Below are 18,556 nucleotides of genomic sequence, written 5' to 3' on the forward strand. Positions count from 1 at the left end.
CCGGGGGCTCCGAGCGGGATCGGCTCTGGCGCCCCGTCCGCTCGAAGGCCGCGGAATCTAGCAGATTGACGCATTTCGGAAGGGTCGATAGCTTGCGAAACGCCTGCCCCGGGGGTCACTTGCGCACGGTTCGAATCGCAGTCGCGACGCTCGTCTGCTGTGCGCTGGCGGGCTGCCAGACCGACGACGCGCTCTTCGAGGAGGTCCCGCCGGCCGAGGAACTCTGGGCCCAGGGCGAGGAGGAGCTCGAGGGCTTCTCCGTCCTCGGATTCTTCGACTACGTCGACTATCAGGCCGCCATCGACACCTTCCAGTCGATCGTCGACAACTACCCGTCGAGCACCTACGCCGTGCAGGCGGAGCTGAAGATCGCCGACGCCTACTTCGCGGACGACAAGTTCGAAGAGGCCCTTTCCTACTACCGGGACTTCGGTGACTTGCACCCGGACCACCCCCAGGTGCCGTACACGATCTGGCGGTCGGCGCTCTGCCACGAGCGGCGGCGCCTGGAGCCGAGTCGCGATCAGGGTGCCACGCGCGATGCGCTCGTGTTCCTCGACCGACTTCTGATGCAGTACCCGTTCTCCGAGTACGCGGTCGAAGCGGAGGTGCTCTGGCGCGAGCTGCAGACCGTGCTGGCGGAGAACGTCGAGGTGATCGCCGACTTCTACTTCGAGCGAGGCGAGTACGAGGCGTCCGCCGAGCGCTACCGCGCGCTGCTGAACGAGTACCCCGGGCTCGGCCTCGACCCGCGGGTGCTCTACAAGCTCGGCGCCTGCTACGCCGAGTTGCGACGCGTCGACGAAGCCGATCGGATCTTTCGCACCGTCGTCACCCACTACGGCGAGAGCGAGTACGCGTTCCTGGCACGGGAACGCTTGGCGACCAACCTACCGTGAGCCGGACATGAAACGGGTCGACGACTCCCACGACGCTCCCCCCGCCGCCGTGACGCCGGCGCTGACTCCCTCGGAACGGCACGACTACGAGATCGGCCGAAGACGCTACGAGCGCGGGGACTGGGACGGGGCGTTGGAGTCGCTGCGTCGCTTCCTCGAGACGCGTCAGGAGTTCGCGGACGTCCACTACATGGTCGGCACCCTGCTCGAGCACGAAGACGATCTGGGTGGTGCCGCGGACAGCTTGCGCGAGGCATTGCGCTTGAACCCGGTGTACACCGAGGCGATGGTCGCGCTCGCCAGCATCTACGAGCGCAGCGGCGAGTTCGCACGCTCGCGTGCGCTCGCCGAGCGGGTCGCTGAGCTCGCCCTGCCTTCGGCCGGGGCCCTCGATGCGACGACCCGCGGCAAACTCTCGAACCTCGAGGCGGAGCTCGGTGACGCCTATCGCGACGCCGGCCAGAAGAAGGATGCCATCGAGGCCTACCGTAAGGCCCTCGATCGCTGCCCGACCTTCCACGACATCCGCTACCGGCTCGGCATCACCCTGCGCGAGGCCGGCTTTCCGGATCGCGCGCTCGCCGAGTTCGCTCGGGTGCGCCGCGGCAACCCGGGCTTCCTCGACGCGATCGTGCAGACCGGCGTGACGCTCTACACGCTCGGGCGTACCGACGAGGCGATCCGCGAATGGCGGGGCGTCCTCGAGCGCGACGCCGAGCGCGCCGACGCGCGGATGTACCTCCGCATGGTGGCGCGCGATCGCCCAACGGAGGGCTCCTGAGCCCACAGCGCTCCCCAGCGCCCCTTGGGGGCGCGTCGCGTGCTTCGGTGACCGGAATCGCTTCCCTCGCCGCGCGATTCGTGATTCGATGCAGGGGACGCAAGCGAAGCCCCGGCGGTCGGGGCGCTGGGGCGTTCGCCCACCCACCCCGACGCGAAACCGCCGCCCCCGCTCGCTCTCCGTCCGACACGGTCTCGGCCGTGACGCGGCGGTCGCGTGTGGATGTCGGCTCGGTGAGGAGGCTCCGATGCACACCCTCCGTCACGTGATCCACCGGCTCAACCTGATTCACGCCACACCAGAGATGAGTGTCCTCGATGTGGCGACGGTCATGAGCGAGGGGCGCGTCGGCGCGATCGCGGTCCTCGATCATGGCCATCTGGTCGGCATCTTCACCGAGCGCGACCTGATGACGCGGGTCGTCGTCGCGGGGCGCGATCCTGCGACCACGTGCGTCGAAGACGTCATGACCCACGAGGTGGTGACGGCCGGCTTGGACGACACCGTCGAGCGCAGCATCGACAAGATGCGCTCCAACGGCTGCCGACACCTCCCGGTGATTCACACCGGACGCGTGGTGACCATGCTCTCGATGCGTCACCTGCTGCGGGACGAGGTGGAGGAGCAGGTCGAGGAGATCCGCACGCTGCGGGCGACGCTGACCCACACGATGCCGAGCTAGCCGCTCCTCGCGCCGGAGTTCAGCGCGGCCCGAAGCCGCGCCGCTCTCGCTTCTTCTCGCGCCGTTCTTTGTGGATCTCGACGAGTTCGTCGAGCTGTTCGCGCGTGAGCAGCGCTCGGATGCGCAGCATGCTGCGCAGGCGACTCTTCTCGAGCTCGGTCTCCGCGGCGCCGATCTTCTCGGCCTGCTGCATGACCGCCGCTTCGTCGGGACGCGCAGTCGACAGCAGGCCGCGCATCCCGTCGTGCAGACTCTTCAGTTCCGTCTGCAGCGCCGCGCGTTGGTCTCGACTCTCGAGGGCGATTGCGTCGATGGCGTCCCGGGTCTCGGCGTCGAGTGCGAGACGATCCGAGTGGCGCTCGAGCACGCGCTCCAGAGGCGGCGGCCCCCTGCGCTTGCCCGGCGGCCCGCCATGCGGCGGTGGGCCTCCGGCATGGGGCGGCGGTCCGTGCGGTCGGTCGAACCCGCCGCCGGGCGGTCCAGGTCCACCTCCCGGCTGGCCGGCCGCGGGAATCGCGAACGCGAGGCAGATCGCCAGCACCCCTCCGAGGAGGGCGAGGCGGGTGTTTCGTCCGACGTCACCCATCGAGGATCAGGCTCGCGATCGCTGCATAGTCGTCGGGCAGCGTGTCGTCGTCGCTGGGGAGGTCGGACTCCTCGGCCTCGGCGAGGGAGAGCAGGGCCTCGACCGGTGTCGTCGTCGCGGGCGCGGTTTCGATGACGCGCGGCGCGGGAGTCGTCTCGGCCACGCGCGGGGACTCGATGTCGTCGCTCGGCGGTCGCGCGTCCGGCCCGGCGAAGAGGGCCAACGCCACCGCCGCGCCGACGGCCACCATTCCAGCGAGGGCCGGAAGCCAACCCGCGGAGCGCCGGGCAGCGACGCGCCGATCCACGTCCTCGGAAAAGGCGACGCGCTGGGCCGCGGTCATCTCGGGCGCGCGCGTGAGGGACTCGATCTCGCGCACGAAGGCAGCGTCTCGGGGAGAGAGCTCGGGTCGATCGGCGTTTCGGGTCGTCATTCGGCGCGCTCCGGGCTCGGGTCGAGGTCCGCGAGCTGTTCCCGCAGGCTCTTCAGCGCGCGGTGGAGGTGGGACTTGATGGTACCCGTCGCGCGTCCCGTGATCTCGGCGGTCTCCGCGACGGTGAATCCCTCGAGGTGGATCAGTACGAAGCACTCGCGCTGTCCCCGGGACAGGCGCGACAGCGCCTCCACGACGCGCGCACGGAGCGCAGGGTCGCCGGGCGGCGGGGTGCGGGTGTCCTCGGTTTCCGGGAACTCTTCGGGGGAGCGACGGCGTACCCACGCGAAGCGGTGATGCCGGTTCGCTTCGTTGACGAGGATCCGATAGAACCAGGTCGAGAGCTGGGCGTCGCCGCGAAAGCGCGCCAACCCCCGATACGCTCTCGCGAACGCTTCTTGCGCGACGTCCTCGGCGACGGCGGCGTCGCCCCCGACCAGTCGATAGGCCATGCCCACCGCGCGGTCGCGGTGGTCGGACACGAAAGCGGCGAAGCGACGCTCCTGGTCGAGATCCAGCGTCGTCACCCGTTCTCCCCAGGTGTGGGCGGTGGCGTGGGACATGGCGGGGCTTCCTCGAAGGTCTCGGGGGGACCTCTCCGCCGCCGTCGGTGTACAACAGCTGCGGGCCTCGCGACGAGGGGCAGCTCCTCCGGACCCCGGGGCCGGGCGCCGAAGGAACTGCCCACTCGTGCCGCGACGGGGCTCAGTCGCTGCGCCCGCGGTTGCCGCGGCGCTGCGGGCGGAGTTCCTGCCACTGTTCGGTGGTCAGCAGTTCGCGCAGTTCGAGCATGGTGCGAAGCCGGGCCTTGTGGCGTTCGAGCTCGAGGGCGTGCACCGCCTCGACCTGGGCCATCACCGCCGGCTCCTCGACTTCGGTCTGCGACATCAGCTCGCGCATGGTGTCGCGTGCCTCCCGCAGCTCGGGCGCGAAGGCACGCCGATCGGCGCGGGCGCGGTCGAGCACGGCGAAGGCGGCGTCGCGGGTCTCGGCGTCCAGGTCCAGGCGTTCGAGCTTGCGCTCCAGCTTTTCGAGGCCTGCCCGTTTGCCGGATCCATCCGGACGGGCGAGGGCGGAGCCTCCGAGGACGAGGCTGGTCGTGATGGCGGCGGCCGCTGCGAGGCGGCCCCAGCGGCTACGCGGGATGAGAGTTCGCATGATTCGATCCTCCGATGTGGGCACTCGGACCGCGGGGGTCCAGTGGGTTCGGAGGTCAGACCTGCGAGTGGTCAGGACGGTTTACGGATCCCCTCGGGGATTCGGGGCTGGCGGGGCCTGGCGCTCAGCGGGATTGGCGCAAGATCTCCCGGGCTGCGTTCCGCCCGCAGGCGCCCATCACGCCGCCGCCCGGGTGGGTCCCCGCACCGCAGAGATAGAGATCCTGGATGGGGGTCGCGTAGCGAGCCCAGCCCGGGATCGGTCGCATCGAGAGCAGCCGATCCGGGGTCATCGCGCCGTGGAAGAGGTTCCCACCGGTCAGCCCGAAGATCCGCTCCAGGTCGGGGGGCGCCAGCACTTCCCGGTGGATCACGCTGTCGCTGAAGCCCGGCGCCACATCATCGATCAGCGCGCAGGCGCGGTCGGCGAGAGGGTCGCGCAGGGTGTCCCAGGCTTCGGCCGAGGCGTCGCACGGTCCCCACTGGACGAAGAGCGAGGCGATGTGGTGACCCGACGGCGCGAGGCTGGCGTCGAGTGCCGTCGGCAGGGTCAGCTCGACGATCGGACGCTCGGGGAGACGCCCGGCCTGCGCTTCCTGAAACGCGCGCTCGAGGTCGTCGAGGGTGGTGGCGCCGACGTGGATGGTGCCGTGATGTTCCGGGGCGACGCCATCCTGTGTACTTCCGCGAAACCGTGGCAGTCGGTCCAAGGCCAGGTTGACCTTGACGCTGCCGCTGCGGAAATCGAGCCCGGCGACTTCGCGCGCGAACGTTTCGGGGAGGGCGCCGGGGCCCACCCAATCGACGAAGGTGCGCTTCGGGTCGGCTCCCGACACCACGCAGCGCGCTTCGATCGAGGTGCCGTCGGACAGCGTGACGCCGCGCGCAGCGCCGCCGTCGACGTCGATGCGGGCGACCTCCGATTCGAGCCGGATCTCGACCCCTGCTTCCCGCGCCGCGCTCGCGATCGCTTCCGAGAAGCGTCCCATGCCGCCTTCGACGTAGGCCCAAACGCCGCGGGCGCCGCCGGTCTCCCCCATCACGTGATGGAAGAGCACGTAACCCGTTCCCGGAGCCGAGGGAGGAGCCCAGGCGCCGATCACCGCGTCGGTCGCGAGGGTCGCCCGGAGCGGTTCGCTCTCGAACCAGCGTTCGAGCTCCGGGCGGGCGGGGCCCAGCAAGAGGGCGAGGGCGCGCGGCAGCTCACGACCCAAGCGGAGGGCTCCCACCCCCAGGCGCCCCAGGAGTGCGAGGTCACGCGCGTGCAGCCGACCCGGGTCGGGCGCCGGTGCGTCGAGCGACGGCTCGATCCAGCGGGCGAAGCGATCGAGCATTGCTTCGTAGCGCGGGTAGCGATCGGCGTCGGAGCGCGAGAACGCGGCGATCGAGGCATGGGTCTCGGCCTCGCTCCCTCCGAGAAGGAGACCGCGTCCGTCGGGCAGCGGCGTGAAGGAGGATGGTGAACGGCGCAGGAAGCGCAGGCCGTGGCGGGCGAGGTCGAGTTCCTTCGACACGACGGGTCGCACGAGTCCGGCCACGTACGCGGCCCGCGAGACGCGGTAGCCGGGCCAGCGTTCTTCGGTGACGCAGGCGCCGCCCACGCGATCGCGTCGTTCCAACACCACGACCCGTCGTCCTGCGCGCGCCAACAACGCCGCCGCGACCAGACCGTTGTGTCCCGCGCCGATGACGGCGACGTCCCACCCCACACGCGCAGTGTAGGCGAGCTGCACACACAGCGAAGGCTCGCGGACGGCGCGCGTCTCCTACACTCGCGTCCGTGGAACCGCTCGCTCCCGTCGATCTCGTGGTGGCCGCGATCCTGGGGATCGCACTCTTGCGCGGGCTCTTCCTGGGCCTCATCCGCGAGGCCTTCTCGATCGGTGCGCTGGCCGCGGCCGTGCTCGCCGTGCGTCTGTTCCTCGACCCGGCGACCGCGTGGTTGGATGGCTGGGACTTCGAATGGCTACCCGCCGTCGCAACGCCCTGGGTGGCTGGAGCCGGGCTCGCACTCGCTGCGCTGGTGGCGGTCAACTGGGCGGGCGCGGTGATCCGAAAGGGCGCGCGCGCGGTGGGACTGGGTTGGGCCGACCGGCTGGGTGGCGCGGCGCTCGGGTTCGCCGAAGGCGCCATCGTCGCCGGCGTCCTGCTGGTGGTGCTCGGCAGCTTCTTCGGGCGCGATCACCAGTTCCTTGCCCGTTCCCAGAGCCTGGCCTGGTTGGAACAGCTCGAAGGCGCCACGGGCAATGGAGCGAGCGGCGCCGACGTGGCAGCACCCCCGCGCGGCTGACGCGTCCCGTTAGGCGTCGGGCGCCGCCGCGCGTCGGCGCGCCCAGAAGAAGAGCGGAATCCCCAGCGAGACCGTGCCGAGGGAGAGCAACGCCTCCACGGGCCGTTCGACTGCGGCATAGGACGCGGTCCACAGGGACGCAGCGACGAACGCGATTGGCACCCAGGGGTATCCCGGGGTGCGGAACGGTCGCTCCAGCGCGGGTTCGCCGCGCCGCAGGGCGGGGACGCACGCGACGGCGAGGGCGCCAAAGATCGCGAGGGCGACGCCGGCGTACACGACGATCTGTTCGAAGGTGCCCGTGAACAGGAGCAGCGTGACCCAGACGCTCTGGAGGAGCGTTGCCACGAGCGGCGCACCGCCCGACGTCGTGCCACCGAGCGACGCGGGCAGCGCCCCGTCCTCGGCCATCGCCAGGGTGACGCGCGGACCAGCCCAGACCATGCTGCTCACCGAGCCCGCGATCGAGACGCACAAGACCGCGACGACGACGCGCGCGGCGTCGCCCCCGAAAAGGGCGCGGGCCGATTTCTCGGCCACCGGGAGCACGGGGTCTGCGCCGAGGGCCGAGACCGGCAACGCCGCGAAGTACACGACGTTCACGGCCAGGTAGAGCGCGGTCACGAACACCGTGCCCCCGACCAGAGCGAGCGGGAGCGAACGCGCCGGATCGCGCATCTCGCCCGCGATGTAACTCGCCGCGTTCCAGCCCGAGAACGAGTAGAGCACGAACACCAACCCGACGGCGGCCGCGCCGAACCGGGGTTCGGCAGTGGCGAGCCCGGGGGTCTCGGCGGTGTCGCCGCCGACCACGAAGGCGAGACCGACGCCCACCAGGATCGGGGCGATCTTCAACACGGTGACCGCGCGTTGGAAGCGACCGCTCGCCTCGACGCCGAGCAGGTGGACCGCCGTGATGCTCCATACGAGGACGACGCCGATCCAGGCGGCGTCCCACTCGGCGAGTGTCGGCGCGAGTCGCTGCAGGTAGGCGGCGAACGCGGCGGCCGACGCGGCGATCGCGCCACCGAAGCCGAGGGCGAAGGAAGTCCAGCCGCTGAGGAAACCGGCGAGCGGACCGAAGGCGCGCCGCAGATAGACGTATTCACCACCGACCCGCGGCAGCGCCGCACCCAACTCGGCATAGGAGAGGGCACCGGCCAGCGCGAGCACGCCGCCGAGCAGCCAGAGACCGAGGATCCAGGCTTCCGAGCCCAGGTCTCGCGCCAGGAAGCCGGTGGTGGTGAAGATCCCGCTGCCCACCGCGTTCGAGACGAGCAGACACGCGGCGGTGAAGGCGCCGACGCGGGCGAGGTCGCTGCCGGTCATTCTCGGCTTTGGGCACGCTCGGTGCGCGCATCGGCCGGATTCTCGAGAGGTGCGAACACCTCGAAGATCTGCACCGGAAGGAAATCGTGGCTCGTCGTGTGTTGGAAGCCGGCGGCCTGGAGAGCGTCGACGACATCGGCGCTTCGGCTCCAGTGCCCTGCGTTCTGGAACAGGCTGAGCACGCCGCCCAGGTCCTGGTTCGGCTCGAGGATCGCGACCCGTCCCGACGGCCGGAGATCTCGTTCCCGCAGCCGCGCGAAGTAAGGTGCCTGGTCTTCGATGTGGTGGAAGGTGTTCACGGTGAAGAGCACGTCGATCGCGCCGTCGGGCAGCATGGGATCCTCGAACTCTCCGCGCACGACCTGAACGTTCTCGAGACCCGCGTCGGCGACGAAGCGCTCGAGCTCTTGGACCAGCTCGGCGTCGACCTCGACGGCGTAGACCTTGCCGTTCGCACCGACGGCGTTCGAGAGGTAGGGCAGGAAGTATCCCTCGCCAGCGCCCAGGTCGGCCACCGTCTGGCCGGGTTCGAGCGCGAGCACGTCCACCACCCGTTCGGGGTGCTGCCACGCGGCGCGGCTTCCGAGGCGGCTGAACTCGAGCTTCGACACGTTCTGGCAGCCGAGCAGACCGAACAGGACGAACCCGACGAGGCTGACCCGCGTGGCCCGCATCACGAGCGCACTCCGGCGGTCAGGCGCGCGACGGTGCGCCCGGCCCGGATCCAGCCCGCGAGGCCTTCGGGCAGCACGGAAACGTCGTGGTAGCCGGCGTCGCGGGCCTTGCGCGCGGCCTCGGTCGCCGATGTACACCAGGCGTTGTAACAGTAGAAGACGAGCGGGGTGAAACGGTCGGCCGGAAGCTCCCGCTCGGGGTCGTAGTCGCGGTAGCTCGTGAGGAGCCGCGCACCCGGGATCACGCCGTTCTTCTCGCGGGTGTCCGCGCTGTTCGCGTCGACCAACACCGGCGGGCGCTGTGGATCGTCGAGACGCTGCACCAGTTCGGGGACGTCCAACACGCCCAGTCCTTCGTGGCTCGGGAGCGCGATCCACGCGGTGAGCGCCACGCTGCCGAGGAGGATCGGAGCGGCGATCGGAAGTAGACGTCGGGTCTTCATCGAAGGGTCTCCTGAGGGTTGGGGGGGAGGGAACTCAGTCGGGCGGCAAGAGCGCCGCGAGCAACATTTGGATCGCGGTTTCCTCGGCCACCGCCGGAGGGATCTCCTGCGGTGCCGGGTCCCAATGGATGTGCACGGCCCAGGTGGTCAGCGACTCGGAGACGAACCGCGCGGCGACGAGTGGGTCGGGGTAGCGGCGAAACGCGCCTTGCTGGGCGCCCGCGTCGAGCACGTTCGCGAGGGCCGCGACCAGGGCAGCGCGACCGTCGCGGTAGAAGGTCTGGCCGAGCTCGGTCGATTCGAGCTCACAGCGGTCGATCAGCTTGATCGCGGTCCGGAAGCGGCTGAGCAGACCGAAGACGTCGCGCAGGATGGTCTCGAGGCAGGCCCGTGCGGTCTTGGGGCCGAGTCGTTCGGGCAGTCCCGAGGCCAGAGAGTCCGGCATGCCGGCCTCGGCGAGCACCCGCTCGAGGTCGCGCTGCAGGGCGTCGGGCGGTCGGGTCGCGAGCGGGAGGGGGAGGGCGTCCGGGTCTGCGAGTTCGCCGGCCGCGTAGCGGATCGCGTGGTCGAAGAGCGCCTCCTTGCTCTCGACGTAGAGGTAGAGCGTGCCCTTCGCGACCCCGAGCTCCTGGGCGACGTCGGCCATCTGGGCCCGCCGATACCCCTGCCGGATGAAGACCCGGGTCGCGGCTTCGAGGAGGTCACGGATACGGTTCGGCGGGGTCTGGCGGGGCACGTTCGGGAGTATAAATGACCGAATAGGTCAGTCAATATCGGATGCAGCGACAGCCCTCCCTAGCCCTCCCTGTCTCAAGAGGGAGGGCTTACCTGCGGCGGCGGGCGCGGGGCAGAACGAGGAGCACCGCTGCCACCATCCACCGGAGGCCAGAGGGCTCGGGCAGCAGCAGCGCCGGACTGAACTCGCTGGTGTTGAATGCGCCATCCGTCGCCGTGGCCACGATTTCGGTCCCAGGTCCCAGTGGCAGCGAGGGAGTGAAACTCACCTTGCGGAAGTTCAGCTGCGACGCCAGCGGGTAGCTGTCCGAGCCGAGCCAGATCCGCCCTTCATCCCCCTCGGCGAGGTAGAAGTCGACCGTGAACGGGAAGGGCGCCTCGGTTGCGGCGCTATCGACGAGGTAGCGAACCGTCAGCGTATCCGTGGCGGTGTCGTACTCGGTCTGGGTGGAGTCGAACTCCGGAAAGTTCATCCGGCGGTTCGCGCCGCCGTCGATGTCGAGAGAGTCGTTGGCGGTCGCACCGTCGGCGCCCAGGTCGATACCGAGCCCCGAGTTTCCCCGCATCGAGTTGCCGCGAACGAGATTGTTCTCCCCCGCGAGCACCGAGACGCCCGTCGTCGCGTTGAAAGCGATGGTGTTGAACGCGGCGCCCACGTCCCCCACCCGCGTCAGCGTCGTCGTGATGAAGACGCCGCTGCCGCCGTTGCCGAGCGGAGAGGTCTCCGAGACGTCGGTTCCGATCGCGTTCGCGACCACGTCGGTCTGACTGCTCCCCACGAACACGCCGCCGAGCTGGTTGCCCGAGATCAGGTTTCCGGCGCGCACCGGAATGGTGCTCGAGCCGGTGAAGAAGCCCCCGACGTCTCCGACCGAGTTCAAGCCCGAAGTGGTGACGTACACGCCGAACCCCAGGTTCGGGACGGCCTGGGTGCCCGTGACGTCCGTGCCGATCCGGTTACCCGAAAGGATGTTGTTGTCGCCGCGGATCTCGACCCCGTCATCGCCGTTTCCGGAGATGACGTTGCCTTTGCCCGTGCAGCCGGTGACCTGGTTGCAGGTGCGTCCGACGACGACGTGGTCCGCAAACTCCTCGATCTGGAGTCCGAAGCCGCCGTTGCCTGCACCGACGGAGCCAAGGTCGATGCCGAGATGGCAGCCCTCGACGGTGACATCCTGGTTGCCCTGCGTGATGCGCAGGCCCGTGCCGGGGAATTCGATGATCGTGAGGCCCCGGACGGTCGATCCTGCGCTTCCCGAGATGAGGGTGAGGCCACTGCCACTCGCCAACGCGGATCCGTCGAGGACGATGACCGGGAGCGCCCACGGGTCGGCGGTTCCGTAGCCCGGTGCGGTGTAGCCGTCGATCACGATCTCGTTTCCGAGGGGTGGATAGGGGGTTTGAGGGGCGAGGACGACCTGGCCGTTCGCATCCGGAGTCAAAGAGGTGGACGAGAACGCGATCGTGTCGCCGTTGCTCGCCTCTTCGAGGGCCGCGCGGAACGTGCACTCGGGAAACGGGAAGGGGCCGATGAACACCACGCCACCCGTGTTGCAAGTGCCGTCGACGGGGTTGGTATCCCCACTGTCGCCTGCCGAGTTCACGGTGAGGGTGACGCCGGCCACGGGAGCGCCGAGCGCGAAGACCAGGACGAGGGCGACGCCTGCGATTCGCATGGGGACCTCGCGATAGCGGGTCCACGGGCACCCGCGGTTGGATCCAGATCGGTGACGATCCAGGTGCGTCGAGCATACGCCCGTCGGCGTTACGGGTGTCGCTCCTGCGGGACGCTCAGGTACTCGGCGAGAGCCTCGGTGACCCGCCCGGTTTCTCGCTGCCAGGCGAGGCGCGCGAGCATGCGGGCCAGCGTTCCATCGACGCGCCCTTCCGCGCGGTAGCGGACGCGCGTCCGACTCTCGTCGAGGGCTTCGACTCGCCACTCGCTGCGGAAGTCCTCGAGCCGCACGACCTCGGGGGGCGCCTCGGGGGCGGCTCCGGGGAGGCCAAGGGCCTCGAGCACGAAGAGCCCCGGGGCGTTCCGCCAGCGATAGCGCGCGACGTAGTCACGGTCGCTCGCCGGCCAGGGGAACTCCTGGCGGCCGTAGACGCGGGCCTCCGCCTCGGCGCGGGAGAGCACGCGCCACTCGACGACGGTGGGAAACCAAGCACCGAACCTCTCGAGATCCAGCAGGGCCGCCCGGACTCCTTCGAGTGGCTGCTCCAGCACGGTTTGCGCCTCGGCGTGCAGCCAGTCGGTTTCGCTCTCGCCACCCGCCGGGCGGGCCACGAACGCGACCACCACCGCGAGGGACACGCCCAACCCGACCCAGGAACGGGCCCATCCGGACCCGAAAGAACGCCGCTCGCGAAACCGACGGTCGTCCACCGTCATCCGAGGTCGCGTGATCTCCAAGCTTCGCTCCGCCTATGCCTGGGTTCTGCTCTCGGTCCTGATGCTCGCGCTGTTCCCAGCGGCGCGCTGCTACGCGGCCTGGAACCGCCACCGCGATCCTCGGGGTGACGGGCTGCGACGCTTCTGTGCCCGCTGGATCGCGCTCTACGGTCACTGGACGCCGCTCTATCGCTTCGAGGTCGAAGGCCGCGAGCATCTCCCGTCGCAGGGGCCCTTCGTGTTGGTGGCCAACCACGAGTCCGGGCTGGACGTTCTGTGCCTACAGATGCTCGGGACCACGGCGCGTTTCCTCGCCGAGCACTGGCTCTTCGACATCCCGCTCTCGGGCCCCCTGTTTCGCCGCGCCGGACACATCCCGGTCGAGGTCGGGAACCGCGAGAGCGGTCGTGCCGCGCTCGAAACGGCCGCCGATGCATTGGTGGAGGGAACCCCGGTGGCGGTCTTCCCAGAAGGCCAGCTTCGCCCGGATGGGCTCTCCGATTTCAAGCCGGGTGCCTTCGTGTTGGCGCAGCGTGCCGGCGTTCCCCTGGTCCCGGTGCGGATCGTGGGCGCGGGCGACGCCTGGCGTCCCGGCACCCTGGTCGTTCGGGGGAAGCACGTGATCCGCATCCGGGTGCTCGAGCCCGTCGCGCCGGAAGCCCTGGGCGACGATCCGAAGCCGCTCTCCGATCGGGTGCACGAGCGCCTGCGGCGCGCCGAGTTCGACGCGGAGGCGTGAAGTCGGTCAGGCGGGCGGGTCGACCCAGCGTCCGTGGGAGCGAATCAGCTCGACCAGCCGATCCGTCGCCTCTTCGGTCGGAACGTGGCGCTCGATGCAGTCGTGCCCGACGAAGAGGTTGACCGTTCCGGGGCCGGACCCGACGTAGCCGAAGTCGGCGTCGGCCATTTCTCCGGGGCCGTTCACGATGCAGCCCATGACGGCGATCTTGACGCCCTTCAGGTGGCCGGTGCGCGCCTTGATGCGCGCGGTGGTCTCTTCGAGATCGAAGAGGGTGCGGCCGCACGACGGGCAGGAGATGAACTCGGTGCGCGTTGTGCGGCGCCGAGCTCCCTGAAGGATGCGGTAGGCGAGGTCCGTGGCGCGACCGGGGTCGTCGAAGCCGCGCAGCACGATCGCATCGCCGATCCCGTCGCAGAGGGGCGCGCCGAGCTCGACCGCTGCGTCGAGGAGATCCGATGCAAGATCCGCGTCGGCGCGGCGCTGGTGGCGCAACACGATCGGCACGTCGGCGGCGCCGCGCGCCCGCAGCTGCGCCGCCACCGCGCGCACGCCGTGCACCTTGCGCTCGCAGTCCACCGAGATGGCGATGTCGTCGAGCCCGGCGCGTGCGCTCGCTTCCAGGGCCCGGTCGAGCAGCGGCGGAATCTCGCGCAAGGGGCCCCGCAGCTCCCACTCCACCGGCAGGTTGCGCCCGGCCGCGGCGTTCGCGACGGCGTCGAGTTCGTCGTCCTCGATCAGGCTGCCGGCCGCGACGACCAGCCGCGACGCGAAACCGACGCTCTCCTGGGCGGCGCGCGCCTCGGCGCGGATCGCCAGCGGGAGGTCGCGCCCCACGCGGCCCAGGGCAGCGTGGAGTGACGCCAGTCGCTCGCCGTCGGGAGAGTCGTGGACCTCGACGCAGAGGCCTTCGCAGGCGACGTCGGGCTGGGCCGCCAGAGAGCGGGCGAGCGCTGCAACCGCTTGCTCCGGGTCGGCCGGCACGGCTCCGAGCGAGAGCTCGACGCGCACCGGATTCGAGCCGCCCAGGTGCCCGAGCGAACGCGTGCTGCGTTGGCGGTGGCGGTAGGGGTCGTCGACGAAGGGCGCGCCGGGATCGGCCGGCGGTGCCTCGGGTCGCGCCCAGGCGGCTTCGGCGCGGCGCGCGAGCGCCCGTGCGACCGGGATCTCCTTCAGCGGGTCTTCGGTGAGCGACACGCGGATGGTGTCGCCCAGTCCGTCTTCGAGCAGCGCGCCGATGCCGATCGCGCTCTTGATGCGACCGTCTTCGGCGTCGCCGGCCTCGGTGACGCCGACGTGGAAGGGGTAGCCAGCTGCGTTCGGAGCGCGCTCGGCGAGTCGAGCCGCGAGGAGCCTGTAGGCCTGGATCGCGACCTGGGCGTTGCTCGCCTTCATGCTGAAGATCACGTCGTGGTAGGACTCGTCTTCGCAGACGTCGAGGAACTCGAGGGCGCTCTCCACCATGCCCGCGGGCGTGTCGCCGAAGCGGTTCAGGATGCGATCCGCCAGCGAGCCGTGGTTCGTGCCGATGCGCATCGCGCGCCCGAGTTCCTTCATGCGCCGCACGAGCGGGCGGAAACGCTCGGCGGCGCGTTCGACTTCCTCGGCGTACTGGGCGTCGGTGTAGTCGCGGACTTCGAACTTCTTCTTGTCGGCGTAGTTGCCCGGGTTCACCCGGACCTTCTCGACGTGCTCGGCGGCGATCATCGCGGCGCCGGGCGTGTAGTGGATGTCGGCCACGAGAGGGACGTGTACGCCGCGCCGACGCAGCTCAGCGGCAATCTCGGCGAGGTTCTCGGCTTCCTTCTTCGAGGGCGCGGTGATCCGCACGATCTCGCAGCCGACTCCCGCGAGGCGCTCGGCCTGGTCGACGGTGCCCTGGGTGTCGAGGCTGTCCGTCGTCGTCATGGACTGCACGCGGATCGGTTCGTCGCCTCCGATCCCGATGTCGCCGACGCGGACGACGCGGGTGGCCCGTCGGCGCGGGGCGTAGACGTTCTCGACGTAGGGCCGGCTCACCCCGCGCTCGCCGAGATCAGCGCGTCGAGCTTCGCCAGGGCGGCGTCGACCTGATCGGGTTGGTTGCCGCCGGCCTGGGCGAAATCCGGGCGGCCTCCGCCCTTGCCCCCGACGACTCCCGCAATCTCGCGCACCAGGTCGCCCGCCTTGAAACGGTCGACGAGGTCCGAGGTCACGCCGAGCGCGAGACTCACCTTGTCGCCGTCGACGGCCACCAGCAACACGACGCCGCTGCCGATCTTGCCGCGCAGGTCGTCGATCATGCCGCGGAGCTCCTTGCCGGACGCTCCCTCGACACGCTCGCGGAGCACCTTCACCCCGCCGATCTCCTGGATCTGGGACGACAGGTCGGCCGACGCGGCACCGCGCTGGGCCGCTCGGAGCTTCTCGATCTCCTGCTCGGCCGCGCGCCGCTCTTCGAGCAGCTTCTCGACCCGGGCCGGCAGCTCACCCGCCGGGGTCTTCAAGAGCTCGGAGAGCTGGCCCAGGGTGCGTTCCTGGGATCGCAGGTGGGCGAGGGCGCCCTGTCCGGTGAGGGCTTCGATGCGGCGCACGCCGGCGGCGATCCCCGACTCGGCCACGATCTTCAAGAGGCCGATGTCGCCGGTGGCGCGCGCGTGGGTGCCGCCGCAGAGCTCGGTCGAGAAGTCGCCGAAGCGGATCACACGCACCTCGTCGCCATACTTCTCTTCGAAGATCGCGATGGCGCCGGCCTCGATCGCATCGGGGTAGGACATCTCCCGCACCTCGGCGGGTGCGTTCGTCTCGATCCACTCGTTCGCGAGATCCTCGATGCGCGCCAGCTCGGCTTCGCTCACGGGCGCATCGTGGGTGAAGTCGAAGCGCAGCCGGTCGGGCGAGACGAGCGATCCCTTCTGCATCGCCTCGGGCCCGATCACCGCGCGCAGCGCGGCGTGAAGCAGGTGGGTGCCCGAGTGGTTGCGCACGGTGGCGGCGCGCGCCTCGGCATCGACCTGCAGGTCCGCCGTTTCGTCGACCCGGATGCTCCCACGCGTCACGCGGCCCCGGTGCACCACGAGCTCGCCGGAGGGCCGCTGGGTATCCGATATCTCGACGACGCCGTCGTCGGTTTGCAGCAAGCCGCGATCGCCGACCTGGCCACCGCTCTCGGCATAGAAGGGCGTTTCCTCGACGACGACCTCGACGCTCTGGCCCTCGTCGGCCGACTCGGCGGCCGCGCCGTCGACGAGCAGGGCGCGGATCGGCGAGCGCAGCTCGAGATGGTCGTAGCCGACGAAGGTCGTGCGGTGATCCGACGCGAGTGCACCGTAGACGGCGCTGGTGCCGGCGTCGCCGCTGCCCTTCCAGGCAGCCCGGGCACGTTCGCGCTGTTCGCCCATCGCCGTGTCGAACCCGGCTTGATCGAGGCCGAGACCGCGACCGCGCAGGATGTCTTCGGTGAGGTCGACCGGGAAGCCGTAGGTGTCGTAGAGCTTGAACACGACGTCACCGGGCAGCGTCTTCGCTCCGCTCTCGTCGAGCTTCGCGATCTCGTCTTCGAGGAGCCCCAGCCCGTGAGTGAGGGTCTCGAGGAAGCGCTCTTCCTCGCGCTTGATGCGGACCGTGATGTAGGCCCGGCGCTCGGACAGCTCCGGGTAGGCCGGCGCCATGTCGTCGATCACCGCATCGGCCACCCGGTGGAGGAAGGGCTCTTCCTTGCCGAGCAGGACGCCGTGGCGCGCCGCGCGTCGCAGGATCCGGCGCAAGACGTAGCCGCGCCCCTCGTTCGAGGGGAGCACGCCGTCGCCGATCAGGAAGGTCAGCGCGCGGGCGTGGTCGGCCACCACGTTGAGCGAGACGTCCTTCTCCGGGTCCTCGCCGCGGGTGACGCCCGTCTCTTCCTGGGCACGCGCGAGGATGCCGGTGAAGAGGTCCGTGCCGTAGTTCGAGGGAACCCCCTGGATCACCGCCGCCAGTCGTTCGAGGCCGGCGCCCGTGTCGATCGACGGACGGGGCAGCGGAGTCATCGTGCCCGCCGCGTCGCGGTCGAACTGCATGAAGACGAGATTCCAGATCTCGAGGAAGCGTCCCGTTTCGCTCGACGGGTCGTCCTGGTCGTAGGGCTCGTCGGGGCGGAAGTCGAAGTGGATCTCCGAGCAGGGCCCACACGGCCCGGTGTCGCCCATCGACCAGAAGTTCTCGTCTTCGTCGAGGCGGTAGATCTTCTCTTCGGGGACGCCGATCTCGTCGCGCCAGATCGCGAACGCCTCGTCGTCCTCGCGGAACACCGAGACGACGAGGTTCTCCGCCGCGATTCCGTACCCCTGCGTCAGCAGCTCCCAGGCGTGGGCGCAGGCCTCGCTCTTGAAGTAGTCGCCGAAGGAGAAGTTCCCCAGCATCTCGAAGAAGGTGTGGTGCCGGGGGGTGCGGCCCACGTTTTCGAGGTCGTTGTGCTTTCCCGAGACGCGCATGCATTTCTGGGAGGTGGTCGCGGTCTTGTAGTCGCGGGCCTCCTCGCCAAGGAAGGTCTGCTTGAACTGGACCATCCCCGCGTTCACGAAGAGAAGGGTGGGATCGCCTTCCGGAACGAGGGCGGAGCTGGCCACGCGGCGGTGCCCACGGCTCTCGAAGAACCGCAGGAACTCCTCGCGAATTTCCGCTGCACCCAACGACATGTCGCCTCCAGCCAGCCAAAAAGCATAGCGGAGTCGCGGGAGTCGCCCCTTGGGGAGGGCGCCGGGCGCGGGCTTCGGAGCGCCTCCTGTCCCACGGCTACTCGGCGTGAACCAGGTCATAGGGGAGGGCGCGGCCCCGGGCGATGTTGCCGGGGTCGCGCGGCGCTCCCGCCGCGCCCGCTCGCAGGAAGCCCCGATGCTCTTCGAGATCCATCTCCAGTCGATGTCCTTCATTGCCCGCGCTTCGCGCTCGAATCCAGATCGCACTGCCCGCCGCGGTCTCGCGCTGGCGGCCGCTCTGTTGGTTGGTGCAACACTGACGGGCTGGGCCGCGCCGGCGCGTGGGGCCGGCTGCGAGGACGACACCGAGATGCTGCGGTTGGTGAGCGGGCTCCGCGCCCGGGGGACCTCGGCCTCCGACGCCCTCTCGGATCTCGTCTACGCACGCACGCCGCTCGCCGACGCCCGGCGCCTGTTGTCCGAAGCGGGGTATTCGCCCAGCGAGCGCGGTCAGGCCCTCTCCGATGCGCTGGGCCTCGAGGCCGCGGCATTCGAACTGGCGGGCGCGGGGTTCTCCCCGAACGAGGTCTATTTCGAGATCAGTGCCTGGTCCGCTTCCACAGCCGAAGCCGCGGCTGCCGCGGCTGCTGCGCTGGGAACCGACGAGGCAGAGGCGATCGCCGACGCGATGCTCGATGACGCGGCCGCCGAAGAAGACGTGGCGCTCTTCTTGATAGGAGAAGGCTGGTCGATCGGTGCGA

General features: G+C 70.0%; 19 protein-coding genes. 6 read left to right on the forward strand and 13 right to left on the reverse strand.

All coding sequences use genetic code 11. The annotated features are described in order from the left end of the window. The first annotated feature begins 119 nt into the window (after window positions 1-119). From bamD to AAF430_25625, 3 genes are all read left to right on the forward strand, one after another. A complete protein-coding gene (bamD, locus tag AAF430_25615) occupies window positions 120-899 on the forward strand; it encodes an outer membrane protein assembly factor BamD (protein ID MEM7413636.1) in 780 nt (259 codons plus the stop codon). A 7-nt stretch (window positions 900-906) separates the two neighbouring features. Then, window positions 907-1,680: a tetratricopeptide repeat protein gene (locus AAF430_25620; GenBank protein MEM7413637.1), complete on the forward strand. Its 774-nt coding sequence runs from the start codon at window positions 907-909 to the stop codon at window positions 1,678-1,680. A 247-nt stretch (window positions 1,681-1,927) separates the two neighbouring features. Beyond that, window positions 1,928-2,362, forward strand: coding sequence for a CBS domain-containing protein (locus AAF430_25625; GenBank protein MEM7413638.1), 435 nt, complete (start codon window positions 1,928-1,930; stop codon window positions 2,360-2,362). A 19-nt stretch (window positions 2,363-2,381) separates the two neighbouring features. On the opposite strand, the gene AAF430_25630 is transcribed toward AAF430_25625, so the two are convergent. The 5 genes from AAF430_25630 to AAF430_25650 all read right to left on the reverse strand — a co-directional run bounded on the left by AAF430_25630 (window position 2,382) and on the right by AAF430_25650 (window position 6,247). Further along, window positions 2,382-2,948, reverse strand: coding sequence for a Spy/CpxP family protein refolding chaperone (locus AAF430_25630; protein ID MEM7413639.1), 567 nt, complete (start codon window positions 2,946-2,948; stop codon window positions 2,382-2,384). Beyond that, the gene (locus AAF430_25635; GenBank protein MEM7413640.1) at window positions 2,941-3,381 is read right to left on the reverse strand and encodes a hypothetical protein; all 441 of its coding nucleotides are present in this window, start codon (window positions 3,379-3,381) and stop codon (window positions 2,941-2,943) included. The genes AAF430_25630 and AAF430_25635 overlap by 8 nt, the downstream gene beginning before the upstream one ends. Further along, the gene (locus AAF430_25640) at window positions 3,378-3,944 is read right to left on the reverse strand and encodes an RNA polymerase sigma factor (GenBank protein ID MEM7413641.1); all 567 of its coding nucleotides are present in this window, start codon (window positions 3,942-3,944) and stop codon (window positions 3,378-3,380) included. The genes AAF430_25635 and AAF430_25640 overlap by 4 nt, the downstream gene beginning before the upstream one ends. A gap of 142 nt (window positions 3,945-4,086) precedes the next feature. Next, on the reverse strand, window positions 4,087-4,539 hold the full coding sequence (locus AAF430_25645; GenBank protein ID MEM7413642.1) for a periplasmic heavy metal sensor: 453 nt from the start codon (window positions 4,537-4,539) through the stop codon (window positions 4,087-4,089). A gap of 124 nt (window positions 4,540-4,663) precedes the next feature. Continuing rightward, entirely contained in the window at window positions 4,664-6,247 is a 1,584-nt protein-coding gene (locus AAF430_25650; protein ID MEM7413643.1) for an NAD(P)/FAD-dependent oxidoreductase, read from the reverse strand. 71 nt (window positions 6,248-6,318) lie between these two features. Between AAF430_25650 and AAF430_25655 the strand changes: the two genes are divergently transcribed. Further along, window positions 6,319-6,828 (forward strand): CvpA family protein, encoded by a 510-nt coding sequence (locus AAF430_25655; protein MEM7413644.1) that lies wholly within the window; start codon window positions 6,319-6,321, stop codon window positions 6,826-6,828. 9 nt (window positions 6,829-6,837) lie between these two features. Here AAF430_25655 and AAF430_25660 read toward each other — a convergent pair whose 3' ends face one another. The 6 genes from AAF430_25660 to AAF430_25685 form a co-directional block, all read right to left on the reverse strand. Next, complete coding sequence (locus tag AAF430_25660) at window positions 6,838-8,157, reverse strand: amino acid permease (GenBank protein MEM7413645.1); 1,320 nt, start codon at window positions 8,155-8,157, stop codon at window positions 6,838-6,840. Continuing rightward, window positions 8,154-8,831 carry a methyltransferase domain-containing protein gene (locus AAF430_25665; GenBank protein ID MEM7413646.1) on the reverse strand — a complete coding sequence of 226 codons (678 nt, stop codon included), beginning with the start codon at window positions 8,829-8,831 and terminating at the stop codon, window positions 8,154-8,156. The genes AAF430_25660 and AAF430_25665 overlap by 4 nt, the downstream gene beginning before the upstream one ends. After that, window positions 8,831-9,274, reverse strand: a complete 444-nt coding sequence (locus tag AAF430_25670; protein ID MEM7413647.1) for a rhodanese-like domain-containing protein — start codon at window positions 9,272-9,274, stop codon at window positions 8,831-8,833. The genes AAF430_25665 and AAF430_25670 overlap by 1 nt, the downstream gene beginning before the upstream one ends. Before the next feature lie 34 nt (window positions 9,275-9,308). Further along, window positions 9,309-10,010, reverse strand: coding sequence for a helix-turn-helix domain-containing protein (locus tag AAF430_25675; GenBank protein ID MEM7413648.1), 702 nt, complete (start codon window positions 10,008-10,010; stop codon window positions 9,309-9,311). An 88-nt stretch (window positions 10,011-10,098) separates the two neighbouring features. Then, window positions 10,099-11,685, reverse strand: a complete 1,587-nt coding sequence (locus tag AAF430_25680; GenBank protein MEM7413649.1) for a right-handed parallel beta-helix repeat-containing protein — start codon at window positions 11,683-11,685, stop codon at window positions 10,099-10,101. 89 nt (window positions 11,686-11,774) lie between these two features. Then, on the reverse strand, window positions 11,775-12,401 hold the full coding sequence (locus AAF430_25685) for an SRPBCC family protein (GenBank protein ID MEM7413650.1): 627 nt from the start codon (window positions 12,399-12,401) through the stop codon (window positions 11,775-11,777). 10 nt (window positions 12,402-12,411) lie between these two features. Between AAF430_25685 and AAF430_25690 the strand changes: the two genes are divergently transcribed. After that, the gene (locus AAF430_25690) at window positions 12,412-13,140 is read left to right on the forward strand and encodes a lysophospholipid acyltransferase family protein (protein ID MEM7413651.1); all 729 of its coding nucleotides are present in this window, start codon (window positions 12,412-12,414) and stop codon (window positions 13,138-13,140) included. Window positions 13,141-13,146: 6 nt separating this feature from the next. On the opposite strand, the gene ispG is transcribed toward AAF430_25690, so the two are convergent. Continuing rightward, the gene (gene ispG / locus AAF430_25695; protein MEM7413652.1) at window positions 13,147-15,159 is read right to left on the reverse strand and encodes a (E)-4-hydroxy-3-methylbut-2-enyl-diphosphate synthase; all 2,013 of its coding nucleotides are present in this window, start codon (window positions 15,157-15,159) and stop codon (window positions 13,147-13,149) included. Beyond that, window positions 15,156-17,789 (reverse strand): alanine--tRNA ligase, encoded by a 2,634-nt coding sequence (gene alaS, locus AAF430_25700; GenBank protein ID MEM7413653.1) that lies wholly within the window; start codon window positions 17,787-17,789, stop codon window positions 15,156-15,158. The genes ispG and alaS overlap by 4 nt, the downstream gene beginning before the upstream one ends. Window positions 17,790-17,991: 202 nt before the next feature. Between alaS and AAF430_25705 the strand changes: the two genes are divergently transcribed. Next, on the forward strand, window positions 17,992-18,556 hold a 565-nt coding region (locus tag AAF430_25705), incomplete at its 3' end, for a hypothetical protein (protein ID MEM7413654.1).

Source organism: Myxococcota bacterium (genome assembly GCA_039030075.1).
In the GTDB taxonomy this organism is placed as follows: Bacteria; Myxococcota_A; UBA9160; order UBA9160; family SMWR01; genus JAHEJV01.